A 14,337-nucleotide genomic window follows, 5' to 3' on the forward strand; every position below is an offset into this window, starting at 1 on the left:
CAACACGGCATCGACCGCGTCCGCGCAACCGAGCACCTGCCCTACTCATTCCTTCAACACACCGGACTGTCACTCTAAAACACGAAGCTCAGTAAATCATGAGTTCCCACGCTCATAAGATCCATGTTCGACTGATCGTTCACTGACACTTCCGTTGCGCATTCACTGACAAAATCGCTGCGCATCACAACGGGCCGAGAGTGAGGCGGGAGTTCATGTTGAGCTTGAACTCTCCGTGCATCGCCACGTGCGCCCACATTAGCGGCGTCAGCCCGCGGTAGTCCGCCGATCCGAACGCGGCCGCCCATTCAGGTTCGGCCAGCACGTCCTGGATCATCAGGGTGTTGATGTAGACCATCGCCGCCTGCACGATGTGCAGGCACAGCACCGACATCTCTTGCTCGTCGCGGCGGTTGGAGGCGATATCGCCGGCTTTGCCGTAGAAGATCTGCGCGTTCGCGCCGTTCCACGACTCGACGACGTTGAGCCCGAGTTGACCTCCCGCTGCTCATCGCGCGAGCGCAGGTACCGACAGAGGAACACGGTGCGCTGGGCGCGGCCGACCTCCAACATCGCCTGGTAGGTCGGGTGGGTCGCGGCCCGGGTGAAGCGGCGCAGGATCGCCTCGGTGGAGGAAGTGCGGTTGTTGATCGCTGTGGCGTACTTGACCAGCTGGTCGTACTGCTGCGCGATCAGGTCCCACCGGATCGGCCCGCGCCGCGAGAGCACCGGCGCCAGGTCCGGGATCTGCGCCCGGAACTCGCCGTCGGGAAGGTAGAGCTTGGTGACGTTGATCCGCTTCAGCCGTGGCTTGAGCACGAAGCCGAGCAGCTTTGTGATGCCGAACCCGATCTCGGACTGGCCGTGGGAATCGACGTAGTTGGCCTCGACGTCCATCTCGGTGCGGTGGTGCATCGCGCCCTCGACCATCGCGGCGACCGCGGAGGCGGTGCAGTGCAGCAGCTGCGAGTTGATCGCCATCGACTTCTTGTCCACGTGCCAGTAGATCAGCACGCCGCGGCCGCCGTAGCGGACGTGGTGCTGGGTGAACAAGTTCTGGTCGAACGCTCCGAAGTGTGTCGAGTCCGACGCCACGGCCCCGGTCCCTGTGCCCCAGATCAGGTCCTGGCGGGCGGCGAAGGTCGCGTTCGCGATCGCCGCGGCGAACCGTCGGGCGCCGTCGGCGGAGAGGTAGCGACGGCGCGCGTAGCGCAGCTCCTCCTCGGTGTGGCCGTGATCGCCCGCGGCGATGGCGCGGATCCCGATGTTCGTGCCGTACCCGAAGATCGCCAGGATCAGCCGCTCGGCCAGCTCCGCACGGTCCAGCCCGCCCCGCGACCCAGCCGGGACGAAGTGGTCCAGGATCCCGATCCGCAGCGCGGTCTCCTTGAGCATGTCCAGCAGTGGCACCACGATCGCATCACCGACCAGTTCGGCGCGCATGTGCCTGGCCATCGCGTGGCCGATGACCTCCCTGCTGTGCAGGTCGATCACGGTAGCCAGATACAGCCGGCCCTCCTGCGTGGGCAGATAGGTGATGTCACCGACGAGCCGCTTGCCGGGCGCTTCGGCGGTGAAGTCGCGGCCGATGAGATCCGGCACCGGGGCGGCGGTCTCATCCTGCCTGGTCAGTGACCGGCGCCGACGCCGAGTGATGCCGGCGATGCTGTGCTCGCGCATGATCCGCTCGACGCGTTTGTGGTTGACCCGCCAGCCGCGGCGGCGCAATGCGGCGGTGACCCGCGGGCGGCCGTAGGCTCCACGGTGCTCGGCATGGACCTCGGCGATCTCGGCTGCCAGCCGTTCGTCGGCGGCGGCCCGTTCGGCGCGCGCGGGTGCGGCGGCCAGCCACTCATAGAAGCCCGGACGCCTGATACCCAGGACCCGGCACAGCCGTGCGACGCCGAAGACGGCGCGGTGTTCGGAGACGAACCGGTAGCTGCAGGTCAACGACCCATCTCCTTGGCGAAATAGGCGGCTGCCTTGCGGAGAATCTCCTTCTCCAGCTCCAACTCGGCCACCCGCTTACGCAGCGCCCGCAGCTCTTCCTGCTCACTCACCGAAACGCTGCTGCCAGGCGACGCGACCTCGGCGCGTTCGGCGGTGCGGACCCAATTACGCAGCGTCTCGTGGTTCACCCCGAGCTCGCGGGCCACCTGCCGTAACGGCCGATCCGAGGACCGGGCCAGCTCGACCGCGTCCTTGCGGAACTGCTCGGGAAACTTCGACGAACGTGACACAGGGACATCCTTGCTCAGGCAACTACCGCCTGGGATCAGGGTGCCCGGTTCACAGGGGCAACCTCAGGGCGCGTTCGGACCGAACACGCCGGTCTCTGCCAGCAGCGCGTAGAAAAAGTGCTTGCCTTGCCCTGCGCCTGGTGCTCCATGGCGTGCTGCAGATGGTTAGCCTTTCTGGGCCGCTGTCAGCGCGGTGTACGGTCCGGAGATCCCGTCGTCCGAGTCCGCGGGCACTGGTGCGAAGCGCGCCTGGAAGAAGCGCAGGGTCTCGGGTTCGTGTGTGAAGGACAGGCCGGTGGTGACGGCCGCGCTGCGCTCGGCGGTGCGGATAACGCTGTCCGCAACCACGTCGAGGTGGCTGCGGGTGTAGACCCGGCGCGGGATCGTCAGCCGCACGAGCTCTAGCCGGGGGTGCCTATTTTCGCCGGTGACCGGGTCGCGGCCGGCGGAGACCACGCCGCGTTCGGCGCCGCGGGTGCCGGAGTCCAGGTAGAGCGCGGCGGCCAGCGTCTGGGCGGGGAACTGGTCTCGTGGGACGGCAGGCATGATTGCGGCGGCGTCTAGGCAGACTGCATGCCCGCCGATCGGCCGTACAACGGGCACACCTGCCTGGATCAGCCGTTCCCCCAGGTAAGCGACCTGCTGGATCCGCGCCCGGATGTTGTCCTCTTGTACCGACTCCTCGATGCCGCGGGCCACTGCCTCCATGTCCCGCCCGGCCATTCCGCCGTAGGTGTGTAGTCCTTCGTACACCACGACGAGGTTGCGGGCCTGCTCTGCGAGCCCGGGATCGCGCACGGCCAGCCAGCCACCGATGTTGGCGTAGCTATCCTTCTTCGCCGACATGCAGGCGCCATCGGTCAGCGCGCACATCTGCCAGAGGATTTCGGCGATGCTGCGATCACCCCAGCCTGGTTCGCGCTGCTGGATGAACCAGGCGTTCTCCACGGCGCGGGCGGCATCAAGGATGACCGGAATTCGGTGCTGGGCGGTCAGTTCGCGTAGCGCCGTCAGGTTGGCCATGCTGATCGGCTGTCCGCCGGCCATGTTGACCGTGGCGGCCACACTGACGTACGGAATGGTGTCTGCGCCAACCTTGTGGATGAGCCGCTCGAGCGCATCCAGGTCGACATCGCCCTTGAACGGATGCTCTGAGGAGGGATCGTGTGCCCTGCTGACGATCACGTCGTGGAAGGAGCCGCCGTTGAGCTCCTGGTGGGCGCGGGTGGTGGTGAAGTACATGTTCCCTGGGATGTGGCTGCCGGGGCGAACCAGGCACCGGGACAGGATGTTCTCCGCACCTCGGCCTTGGTGGACGGGGATGACGTGTGGATAGCCGTAGTACTTCTGGACGGCAGATTCCAGGCGGTAGAAACTGGACGATCCGGCGTAGGCCTCGTCACCGACCATCATCCCAGCCCACTGCCGGTCGGACATGGCGTTGGTGCCCGAGTCGGTGTAGAGGTCGATGTAGACCTCGTCCGAGCGCAGCAGCGAGACGTTGTAGCCGGCGGTCAGGATCGCTCGCTCGCGTTCCTCGCGGGTAGGGATTCGGATCGGCTCGACGACCTTGATTCGCCAGGGCTCGGCTGTATAGGGCACGGTCACGTTCGTCTCCTCTGTCCTTGTGTTGAATGGGGCTGCGCTGGTTATTGGCGTTCGGGCAGCTTGCGGGCGATGGTCAGGCCGTCGGCGATCGGGAGCAGGACCGACTCGACGCGCTCGTCGGCTCGTACCCGGTCGTTGAAGGCCCGGATAGCCCGGGCATTACCGGTGGCGTCCGGGCTGGCCGCTTCGCCGTAATACAAGACGTTGTCTGCGAGCAATAGTCCGCCGGGGCGCACCCGGGGAACCAGCAGTTCCCAATAGGCCTCGTATCCGGGCTTGTCGGCATCGATGAACACCATGTCGATCATCTGACCGGTGGGCAACGTTTCGAGGGTCTCCGCCGCGGGCCCGATTAGCGGTTCGATGCGGTCAGCGACGCCGGCCTGTTCCCAGGCGTCCTGCGCGATCCTCAGCCACTCCTCGGACAGGTCGCAGGTTGTCACTCGACCGACGCTAGGCATACCCAGGGCGAAGGCGAGGGTGGAGTAACCGGTGAAGGTTCCTACTTCGACGACCCACCTGGCGTCGATCAGGCGGGTGAGCAGTTTCAAGAACACTGCCTGTTCGTGCGGGATCTGCATCTCGGCGCAGCCACCGAGAGCACGAGTCCGGTCGATCAAGTACTGCTGCGCCGGTGTGGGAGGCTGGGCTTGTTCCACCAGGTACTGATAAAGAGGGGGAGTGATCTGAAGCGTCTTGATATCGTTTGCGTTGGTGTTCATGGGAAGTCCCTTCATCGGCGCTGTCGAGGTAGCGCGACCTCTTGTGAGATGACGATTTCGCTGATTCTCAGCAGTAGGTCTCCGGCGTCTTCCTCGAATTGTTCGAAAGCATCCTGCAGCGCCGCGTCGCGCGGCGCCGGTATCGTGTCCTGCCGGGCGGGGGCAGAAGCTGGACCACTCAATCTGTGGGCGGCGATGTCGCACATCACTTGGGCAAAGCGGCGGACGAGCTGCGCCGCGAATGCTCGTCGGCACAAGGGACGTCGCTGGACCTGGAAGAAAGCATCGAAGACATCACGTTCGGCCCCGGTCGGTGCTTGCCCCGGGTGGTGCCCGGCCTTCCGCAAGAGGGAGGCGCCATTTGGAACAAGTTTCTTGGCGACGGCCATGTGCAGCCGATGATTGCGCCTGGCGGCGCTTGTCAGCGGCGCGATGACAGATTCAGGGTGTCTGTCTCGGATCCCCCGCAGGGCTAGCGTAACCGGCTCGTAGTCGCGAGCCCACTTGCCGCTGAAAGCCGCGTTGCAGGCCATCATGTCCGCCCGCACAGTCGCGGCATAGTGTTTGGCCGAGCAGCTTCCGGTGTAGAGGAACAACAAGGAGTACGCGTCGTACAGCCGCGCCGCAGTATGGACGGCATCGCTTGTGGGGGCGGGATTATCGGCAATTGCTTGCAAGCACCGGGCCTGCAACTGCCAGACACCGAACGCTGCGTGGTGCCCCACCACCCACCGGTAGCGGATCCGTTCCACCAGGTCGAGCGGGGCCCGCAGAACGGAAGGCTGTCCACCGTGTGCAGCGTGGCGTAGTGTGCGCAAATCTTCTTCGATTGGCTGGGTGCACCCTGGCATTCCCTCTGCCGCGTGTGGGCAGGGCGAGGGCTCATCTTCCGGCATCGTCAGCACAAGGGGGGCAACGTCACCGTACGCGGAAGGAGCGGAAACGCGGAAGCACACATCGCTAGTGGTGGAAGATCTCATGAGTTGCTCCTTGGTACGAGGCACACGGCTCACCGTTGCTGTGGTCGAAGCCCCTAACGACCGGGTGGAGTTACTTGTCCCGTGCCCAGTCAGGATCGATAGGACGACCATTGTGTCGGTCATCCTCTGTGGATGGTTGTTGACGGTGGTGGTGACTCCGGATGGGGCCGACGGGATTCGTCTGTAGCTGGTAGATTTCGCCGCGCGGATACCGGAGGGTTGCCGCGGTCGGACTGGCGAGTCAAGGCGAGCTGTACGCGTGTGGGTTGTTGAGCGAGGACGCGCGGAAGTCGATGCTTCCGGTGGCCGAGCAGCTTGGCGTGATCACCACATGCCACGTCTGCAAGCGCCCCTTCAGCAAAATAGCTCAAAAGTACTAGTAGTAATATTTACCGCAATGTGTTCGAGTCTTGGGCTGTTGTGCGATCGCATCGGGGACCGCAGCACGTCCGGATCCTTTCTGGCCGCCTTTCTCGAGGCAACATCCCTCCACAAGGGATGTCCGATGGGTCATCACAAAGTGACCGTCTGGACTTGGCGGGGAGGGCGATGTGCTGCTGTCGGCGGCGTTTGTCGTGCGTGCCGCTGATGGGGTCGGCTTCACTCGGTGCTTTAGGTTGATCTTCTGCCGAAGTCCTTCATAGGCCGTCTGGCCATCCAGGCCGCCGTGCGGGCGGTGGTAGTTGTAGTAGTCCTGCCGCTCCTTTGAGGCGCGGGTTGAAGACGTCGACGTCGTTGACAACGCTGTCCAGGAGTCGGTAGAACTATGCGGTCGGAACGCTCCACAAGCACGTGCCCGACGGCGAACGGCTGCTGGGAGAGCACGTAGTCGAGGAACTGGATCGCGGTCTTCTGGTCGTTGCGCGGGTAAATCTTCGTGATCCGCAGTCGGGTGCAGCCGTCGATCGCGGTGAACTGATAGAATTTCCCGCACCGACCGACCGGCTTGATCGGCGCGCCGGTCCTTCCCGTCTTCGGGATCGGTTCGGCGAGTTTAAGGCCGATCTACCGTCTCCGAAGCCGAAAGCGGCACTTGTTAGTCGCAGTGCGTTGACAGCCGTCTTGACAGTGCGTCCAAGCGATCGGCAAACTTCGGCAATCCAGAATTCATGTCCGGCCGATCGAGCCGAGTCGAGAGCGAGTTGAGCGCAGAATCTGCCGGCCACCGCGGCGCGCAGGATGACGCGCATATCCGTGCGAATGCGTGATGGAAGGGTGTGCGAAGTGGCACGAAGACGATTCCGGTCAGGTACGACACCGAAGTGGCGGAGCAGGCAGGTCGTGCTGGGGGTGGCGATCGCCACCGCGACGGCCGGCTTACCGGCCTCGAGCACTGCTGCCGAGTCAGAGACCCCGATGGTGAATCTGGTCGCCGAAGCCGACTGCGGCCCCGGCTCGCAGCCGGAGACCGGTGTTCAGGGGCAGATGCCCAAGGCTGACCGTGACAGTGGGCGGAACAAGCTGGGCTACTGGTGCAATCTCATCAAGCTGGGTGGCTATCAGGGCGAAGGCGCGGCGTGGGTGAACCCGTCCTACGACACGTGCGCCTACATGGCGACCGCGTTCCTTGGGACTCTGGGGAAGCGGTCGCAGGGCACGCAAGTCATCGACGTTTCGGACCCGCGGAATCCTCGGCTCTCCACCAACCCCACCAGCCCTGCCATGTTCACCTCGCCCTGGGAAAGCCTCAAGGCGAACGAGAAGCGCGGGCTGCTGGCCGGTGTGTCGGGCGGAGGGGCGTTGGGGGCACTGTTCTTCGACGTCTACGACATCTCCCAGGACTGTGCGAGGCCACGGATCCTCAACGGCGTCAACGGCACCAACCTGACAATGCCGGCGAACGTGCTCGGGCACGAGGGCGAGTGGGCCCCTGACGGCAATACTTACTACGCCAGCGGCCTCGTCGGGGGCTCGTTCAGCGCGATCGACGTCTCCGATCCCACCAAACCACGCATGGTCTTCACCGGCCTCGCCGGCATCCCGGCCAACCACGGATTCTCCCTCAGCGACGACGGCAACAGGTTGTACATGACCCGGGCCGCTCCCCCGGGCGTCGACATCTTCGACGTCAGCGCCATCCAGAGCAGGGTGCCGGCCCCGACGATCACTCAGATCGGGAGTGTGTCCTGGAGCGACGGCCTGTTCACGCAACACACCATTCCGATGACGTATCAGGGTAAGCCCTACCTCGTGGCAGTCGATGAATTTAACAACGGCGGCGTCCGGTTCATCGACATCAGCGACGAACGCAACCCGAAGGTTACCCATCAGCTGAAGCTCGGAATCAATGCTCCCGAGCACGCAGCCGAGCGAATCGAGGACACTGCCGGCAACGGGTTTTTCGGCTACGAAGCTCACTACTGCTCGGTGGACCGAGCCGACGAGCCGCGCAAGCTCGCCTGTGGCTGGTTCCAGTCCGGTGTGCGGGTCTTCGACATCCGCGATCTTTCCCAGGTCAAGGAGATCGCCTACTACAACCCACCCGCCCAATCCGACAACAAGTCCAAGCTCAGAGGGTCCGAACACGCCTACGGCGTTGGCGCGTCCATCGGGGGCGGCGTCACCGGGGCCAACCTGACCGCCGACTGGTGCAGCTCGCCCCCGCGGTTTGTCGGTTCGGACCAGCTCTGGGTTACCTGCCAGGACAACGGGTTCCTGGCCCTGCAACTCACCAACGGTGCGCAAGGATGATCCGGCGCTTACTGTTCGCGCTGTGCGGGCTCGCGCTGCTGGCCGGCGCAGCGCTCATCGGTGCTGCGCTGGCCACTCCTCCTGGCAGCCCCCACGAGTCAGGCAGCGACACCATGCCATCCGCAGTCGACATGGGATTCCTGCAGGACATGATCGTCCATCACCAGCAGGCCGTGACCATGAGCGAGATCGTACGCAGCGGGGCGGGCGTTGAGATCGCCAGCCTGGCCGACGTGTTGCGGGGCAATCAACTCCTGGAGATCGGACAGATGACGGGCTTCCTCCAAGCATGGGACAAACCGCTCATCTCCTCGAGCGCACCGATGGACTGGATGCCTGGCCATGCCGAAAGCCACCAAGCCCACCACGACGGCAACCAGCACGGTGCGATGCCCGGTATGGCAACTCAGGACGAGCTGAACCGACTAGGAGAACTCACCGATAGCACGAAAGAGGTCTACTTCCTGCAACTCATGGTGCGCCATCACCAAGGCGGCGTGCTCATGGCGGACTACGCGGCCACCCACGCAGCTACCCCTCAAGTCAAGGCACTCGCCCAACGCATAGCCGTCGAACAGTCCATGGAAAACCAGCAGTTAACTGCCTTCCTTGGCCAACGCGACCCGTAACGAGAGAAGCATGGTGTCCCGGCTGAAGCGACTCATTGCCACGGCAAGTGTCCCGGGCCTGTGAGGTGCCCGGGGTTTCGTAGAGATCTTTCTTGTTCAGGGTGCTTGCGGGTCTTGTCCCAGACGCTCCGCCAGTAGACGTGTTCGTACTCGATGGGTGGGACGTAGTCCAGTTCCGAGTGCAGGCGCTCATCGTTGTACTACGCGACCCAGGCGGTCACGGCACGCTCGACTTTGTCGGATTCCCGCCATGGGACTTGATGTTCGATCAGTTCGGCCTTGAACGTGCCGTTGAGAGCTTGGCCATCGCGTTGTCGAGGGAGTCAGCCACCAAGCTACCGAAGCCGACGCGCCTACTTCGGACAGGCGGTCGGTGTAGCGGATCGAGACGTACTGCGCCAGCATCGCCGAACGCCATGGACGCAACACCCGACCACGCTGCCAACCCGACCTGGACCCGCAACTGGCGCGTACTACGAAGGAACTGAGCGAGGGCTCGCACGAAGGGATTTCCTGCCGGACTACCGCTGGTCGGGCCCAAATCCGCAGCAGGTCTTCCCGAGGGCTACGGGCACACGGCCGGAAACGCATTGTACTTTCGGGCCGTGATGTGGGCCCTAACTACTCCAAGAAGCTCGCAAACTCCGGCAAGAAGTCAGGATCGAGGTAGAAACGGGGCGTCCGAATGGATTCGAGGGTTGGGAGTGATGAACATGGGGAAAGCGGTTTCAGGCCGGGTCGCCAGGGCGGCGGGGGTCATTGGTGCCTTCAGCGTGGCGATCACTATGGCCTCCACAGGGATGGCGCAAGCGGCCACCCCCGGCACCTTGAAGGTCTGCACTGGCAAGGACTTCTTCGTCACGGTGAAGCTGCCTGGACGTGGTGGTTTCAGCTTCACACCCGCCAAGCGCCCCAACGAAGAGACCTGTGCGACTATCGACCTGGGCGGGAACACCAACGAACGGGTCGACGTGTTCACCCTGGACCGCTACATGGGTTCGTTCATCTACAATGGTCAGCGGGGCGCTGAGGTGCACGGAATCCCTGGACCGAGCTTCTACGTGTCCTGACGGCACAACGTGCGCGTCGTCACTCGTCTTCGCTGAAGCTCTCGGGCCGTCAAAGCTCGGTGAGCGACCGCAACGACTACGGGGCCGCCGGAGACAACTCCGGCGGCCCTGCGCGCAAGCCCAGGCGATCGCCGCAGGGTAGCGGTGCTCGATGCCAAAGTGGCGGCCTCTAAATATCTCGAAGCGGATGCGGTCATCAGGAACGCCGTGTGCACGCAGCGCTCGGTCGAATGCGGTGGCACCCAGGCAGAGGAAGGACTCATCTCAGCTGACCCGGCCAGGGTGGCCCCGCATCCGCGCTGCAGCCCGCCATGCCGCCAGCGACCGGGATGCGCTTGTGCAGCCTCACGTGTACCTCTCCGGTCCACACAGGATGGTCGAGGTGGCACGCGAGCGCGGACACTGTCCGTGCGGCAAGGCGGTCCGGTCCTGTTGGGACAATGTCGGCGCCCTCGCCATGCACGGTGATGCCGGAACCGGTGGTGCCGGGCGTCACGTCGTCGTAGGGGGAGATGGAGTGGAAGACCCCGACCCGAGCGTGGAAACCGTCGCTGCGCAAGTCACCGACGGACAAAGTTCACGAGCGGCCCCTGCCCCGGGCGGGTGTGCCAGAGCGTTCCGTACGGTCACACCGGCCAGGCCGACGCGTTCTTGCCGCGAAACGCGGCCTCCGGACTCGGTCAGCACGTCGGAGTTGACCGGCACCAGCCGACCGGGTGAGGCCGCAGCTTGCACCAGCTGGCCGCCGGCCACCAGGATTTTTTGTTCGCTAGAGCCAGTTGTGCGCAGGCTGCTAACGTGTGCAGCGTGGGGTCGAGCCCTTGCGTGCCGGGTATCGCGTTCAGCATGGCGTCGGCCGGAGTAGTGTTGAGCAGTTCGGACGTCTCATCGAGTCCGGTGAGGACGTTGCCCATGTAACCCAGGGCGCGGCGTTCCTGCGCTGCCTCGGTCTTGACCGCGATGATGCGAACGCCGAACCTGACCGCCTGCGCGGCGAGGAGTTCGGCATTGCCACTGCGGCCAGTCCCGCAACGTGGAACGTATCCGGGTTCGCCGCGATTATGTCCAGCGCCTGGGTGCCGATGGACCCGGTCGAGCCGAGGATGAGGACGCTGGATCATGGGGAGACCTGCCAGGTGTCGCGTCCTGCCAGCAAGCTCGCCAGGTCCGGCGGTCGGTTTTTGGTGGCGTTCACCTGTGCGCGGGCCAGGTCGTCGTAGACCGGCCGGTCGACGCAGCGGAAGACACCGGTCAGTGTTCGGTCCAGTCGGGACAGTTGGAACGCGTAGGACGGGTCGGGGATTGTCGTGTCGTGGATGACAGGCTCGCCGTCGGTGGTGAAGGCGAGTGTGCCATCCGATTGGCGGGTGAGGATCTTGTTACCGTCGCGGATGGGTTCGCCGTGGCGCAACGCGACGGGTTGTTGTTTGGCCAGTTCGAAGGCGCCGTCGTTGAAGATCGGGCAGTTCTGGTAGATCTCCACCAGCGCCGAGCCCCGGTGCTCAGCAGCCGCCCGTAGCACCTCCGTCAACTGCTTACGATCGGAGTCCAGTGCCCGCCCGACGAAGGTCGCCTCCGCGCCCAGAGCCAGCGAGATCGGGTTGAACGGATGATCCAGCGAACCCATCGGGGTCGACTTGGTGACCTTGCCTTCTTCCGAGGTGGGCGAGTATTGCCCCTTGGTCAGACCGTAGATCTGGTTGTTGAACAGCAGAATGTTCAGGTTCACGTTGCGGCGCAGGGCGTGGATCAGGTGGTTGCCGCCGATCGACAACGCGTCGCCGTCACCGGTGACCACCCATACCGACAGGTCCTCCCGGCTGATGGCCAGACCGCTTGCGATCGCCGGGGCGCGCCCGTGGATGGAGTGCATGCCGTAAGCGTTCATGTAGTACGGGAAGCGACTGGAGCAGCCGATACCCGAGATGAACACGATGTTCTCGCGCTTGAGCCCCAGCTCCGGCAGGAACGACTGCACGGCGGCGAGCACGGCGTAGTCACCGCAGCCAGGACACCAGCGGACTTCCTGGTCGGTCTTGAAGTCCTTGGCGGACTGCTTGCCGTAGAAGGTGGGCACGGCCGCCAGGCCGCCCAGTGCCGGCAGGCCCAGGTCGATGCCGGTCATGCAGCATCCAGTCCCTTCACGAGGTCAACGAAGACGTCCTGCAACTCCTCGGCCTTGAACGGCAGACCCGCGACCTTGGTGTACGACACCGCGTCCACCAGGAACTTCGCGCGGACCAGCATCACCAGCTGACCCAGATTCATCTCCGGCACTACAACCTTGTCGTAACGACTCAGCACCTCACCCAGGTTGCGCGGGAACGGGTTGAGATTGCGCAGATGGACGTGCGCGATGTCCATCCCCAGCCCGCGGACCCGCCGACACGCCGCGCCGATCGGTCCGAAACTCGACCCCCACCCCAGCACCAGTGCCCGGGCGTTGCCCGACGGGTCGTCGACCTCGGCGTCGGGCACGTCGATGCCGTCGACCTTGGCCTGGCGCAGTCGGACCATCTTGTCGTGGTTGTCCGGGGCGTAGGAGATGTTGCCGGTCCGGTCGGCCTTCTCCAGACCACCGATCCGGTGCTCCAGTCCGGGCGTGCCCGGCACCGCCCACGGCCGCGCCAGGGTCTGCGGGTCACGTAGGTAGGGCCAGAACTCGCCGGACCCGTCGGTGGCGTTCGGCTCGGTCGCGAACTCCACCGACAGGTCCGGGAGATCTTCGATGTCGGGGATCAGCCACGGCTCGGAGCCGTTAGCGATGTAGCCGTCCGACAGCAGCAGCACCGGGGTGCGGTAGGTCAACGCGATCCGAGTCGCGTCCAGCGCCGCCTGGAAGCAGTCCGCGGGGGAGCGTGGGGCGATGATCGGGACCGGGGCCTCGCCGTTGCGGCCGAACATGGCTTGCAGCAGGTCGGCCTGCTCGGTCTTGGTGGGCAGACCTGTGGAGGGGCCGCCGCGCTGGATGTCCAGCACGACCAGTGGCATCTCGGTCATCACCGCCAGGCCGATGGTCTCGGACTTCAGCGCGATGCCCGGGCCAGAGGTGGAGGTCACGCCGAGTGCGCCGCCGAAGGAGGCTCCCAGGGCGGCGCCGATCCCTGCGATCTCGTCCTCGGCCTGGAAGGTGGTGACGTCGAAGTTCTTGTGCTTGGCCAACTCGTGCAGCACGTCCGAGGCGGGAGTGATGGGGTAGGTCCCCAGGAACACAGGGCGTTTGGCGCACTGGCCGGCCGCGACGATGCCGTAGGCGAGCGCGGTGTTGCCATTGATCTGCCGGTAGGTGCCGGCGGCGAGCTTGGCCGGGGCAACCAGGTAGGTCACCGCGAACGACTCGGTGGTCTCGCCGTAGTTCCAGCCGGTGTGGAAGGCGAGGATGTTGGCCTCGGCGATGGCGGGATTCTTGGCGAACTTATCGCGCAGGAACCGCTCAGTGCCGACTGTTTCCCGGTTGTACATCCAGGACAGCAGGCCGAGGGCGAACATGTTCTTCGCGCGTTCGGCGTCCCTTTTCGACAGGCCGGTGGGTTCGAGTGCGGCGCGGGTGATGCTGGCCATCGCGACCTGGTGTACCTGGTAGGAGGCCAGTGACTGGTCTTCCAGGGGATTGCTGGTGTAGTCGACCTTTGCCAGGTTGCGCTTGGTGAACTCATCGGTGTTGACGATGAGGATGCCGCCGGCGGGCAGGTCGGCGATGTTGGCCTTGAGCGCGGCGGGGTTCATCGCGACGAGTACGTCGGGGCGGTCGCCGGGGGTGAGGATGTCGTAGTCGGCGAAGTGTAGTTGGAAGCTGGAAACGCCAGGTAGAGTGCCTTGTGGGGCGCGGATTTCGGCGGGGAAGTCGGGTAGGGTGGCGAGGTCGTTGCCGAAGGTGGCGGCCTCGGAGGTGAAGCGGTCTCCGGTCAGCTGCATGCCGTCGCCGGAGTCGCCCGCAAACCGGATCACGATCCGATCCACGGCCTTCACGGTGGGACCGGGAGCGACGGCGGTCACGACATGACCACCGGAGCGGAGCCGGGCACGGCTTCCATGCCCTCTGCGATCCGGAGGGCTTCCTCGATCAGGGTTTCGACGATCTGGTGCTCCGGCACCGTCTTGATCACCTCGCCCTTGACGAAGATCTGGCCCTTGCCGTTGCCCGAGGCCACTCCGAGGTCGGCCTCCCGGGCCTCGCCCGGCCCGTTGACCACGCAGCCCATCACCGCGACCCGCAGCGGCACCTCCATGCCCTCGAGCCCGGCGGTGACCTCCTCGGCCAGCTTGTACACGTCCACCTGCGCCCGGCCGCACGACGGGCAGGACACGATCTCCAGCTTCCGCGGCCGCAGGTTCAGCGACTGCAGGATCTGCGTGCCGACCTTGATCTCCTCGACCGGCGGCGCCGACAACGACAC

10 protein-coding genes and 2 pseudogenes are annotated in these 14,337 nt (G+C 65.0%); 3 read left to right on the top strand and 9 right to left on the bottom strand.

Annotated elements, in window-relative coordinates; translation table 11 throughout:
- Window positions 1-184: 184 nt before the first annotated feature.
- The 5 genes and pseudogenes from AB0I53_RS47225 to AB0I53_RS47245 form a co-directional block, all read right to left on the bottom strand.
- A pseudogene (locus AB0I53_RS47225) lies at window positions 185-1,950 on the bottom strand (IS3 family transposase).
- Window positions 1,947-2,240 carry a transposase gene (locus AB0I53_RS47230; protein WP_358617133.1) on the bottom strand — a complete coding sequence of 98 codons (294 nt, stop codon included), beginning with the start codon at window positions 2,238-2,240 and terminating at the stop codon, window positions 1,947-1,949. Before AB0I53_RS47230 ends, AB0I53_RS47225 begins: the two are co-directional and overlap by 4 nt.
- Before the next feature lie 165 nt (window positions 2,241-2,405).
- Window positions 2,406-3,848, bottom strand: a complete 1,443-nt coding sequence (locus AB0I53_RS47235) for a tryptophanase (protein ID WP_358617135.1) — start codon at window positions 3,846-3,848, stop codon at window positions 2,406-2,408.
- Between the two features lie 41 nt (window positions 3,849-3,889).
- A complete protein-coding gene (locus AB0I53_RS47240) occupies window positions 3,890-4,570 on the bottom strand; it encodes an O-methyltransferase (protein WP_358504702.1) in 681 nt (226 codons plus the stop codon).
- A gap of 11 nt (window positions 4,571-4,581) precedes the next feature.
- Window positions 4,582-5,322: a hypothetical protein gene (locus AB0I53_RS47245; protein WP_358504699.1), complete on the bottom strand. Its 741-nt coding sequence runs from the start codon at window positions 5,320-5,322 to the stop codon at window positions 4,582-4,584.
- Window positions 5,323-6,831: 1,509 nt separating this feature from the next.
- Here AB0I53_RS47245 and AB0I53_RS47250 point away from each other — a divergent pair.
- The 3 genes from AB0I53_RS47250 to AB0I53_RS47260 all read left to right on the top strand — a co-directional run bounded on the left by AB0I53_RS47250 (window position 6,832) and on the right by AB0I53_RS47260 (window position 9,940).
- Entirely contained in the window at window positions 6,832-8,241 is a 1,410-nt protein-coding gene (locus AB0I53_RS47250; RefSeq protein ID WP_358617138.1) for a hypothetical protein, read from the top strand.
- Window positions 8,238-8,870, top strand: coding sequence for a DUF305 domain-containing protein (locus tag AB0I53_RS47255; RefSeq protein ID WP_358504693.1), 633 nt, complete (start codon window positions 8,238-8,240; stop codon window positions 8,868-8,870). Before AB0I53_RS47250 ends, AB0I53_RS47255 begins: the two co-directional genes overlap by 4 nt.
- Before the next feature lie 698 nt (window positions 8,871-9,568).
- Window positions 9,569-9,940, top strand: coding sequence for a hypothetical protein (locus tag AB0I53_RS47260; protein WP_358617140.1), 372 nt, complete (start codon window positions 9,569-9,571; stop codon window positions 9,938-9,940).
- A 680-nt stretch (window positions 9,941-10,620) separates the two neighbouring features.
- Here the strand turns inward: AB0I53_RS47260 and AB0I53_RS47265 are convergent.
- From AB0I53_RS47265 to AB0I53_RS47280, 4 genes and pseudogenes are all read right to left on the bottom strand, one after another.
- A pseudogene (locus tag AB0I53_RS47265) lies at window positions 10,621-11,045 on the bottom strand (hypothetical protein).
- A gap of 12 nt (window positions 11,046-11,057) precedes the next feature.
- Window positions 11,058-12,065: a 2-oxoacid:ferredoxin oxidoreductase subunit beta gene (locus AB0I53_RS47270; RefSeq protein ID WP_358617143.1), complete on the bottom strand. Its 1,008-nt coding sequence runs from the start codon at window positions 12,063-12,065 to the stop codon at window positions 11,058-11,060.
- On the bottom strand, window positions 12,062-13,909 hold the full coding sequence (locus tag AB0I53_RS47275) for a 2-oxoacid:acceptor oxidoreductase subunit alpha (protein ID WP_358617148.1): 1,848 nt from the start codon (window positions 13,907-13,909) through the stop codon (window positions 12,062-12,064). Before AB0I53_RS47275 ends, AB0I53_RS47270 begins: the two co-directional genes overlap by 4 nt.
- Window positions 13,910-13,932: 23 nt before the next feature.
- Window positions 13,933-14,337, bottom strand: a 405-nt coding sequence (locus tag AB0I53_RS47280; protein ID WP_358617146.1) for a flavodoxin-dependent (E)-4-hydroxy-3-methylbut-2-enyl-diphosphate synthase, incomplete at its 5' end; no start/stop codon positions are given.

Source organism: Saccharopolyspora sp. NPDC050389 (assembly GCF_040655595.1).
Taxonomy (GTDB): Bacteria; Actinomycetota; Actinomycetes; order Mycobacteriales; family Pseudonocardiaceae; genus Saccharopolyspora.

Coding starts and splice junctions, on each gene's coding strand:
- AB0I53_RS47240 (WP_358504702.1), bottom strand. CDS start 4,570: ATGAACACCAACGCAAACGATATCAAGACGCTTCAGATCACTCCCCCT.
- AB0I53_RS47255 (WP_358504693.1), top strand. CDS start 8,238: ATGATCCGGCGCTTACTGTTCGCGCTGTGCGGGCTCGCGCTGCTGGCC.
- AB0I53_RS47270 (WP_358617143.1), bottom strand. CDS start 12,065: ATGACCGGCATCGACCTGGGCCTGCCGGCACTGGGCGGCCTGGCGGCC.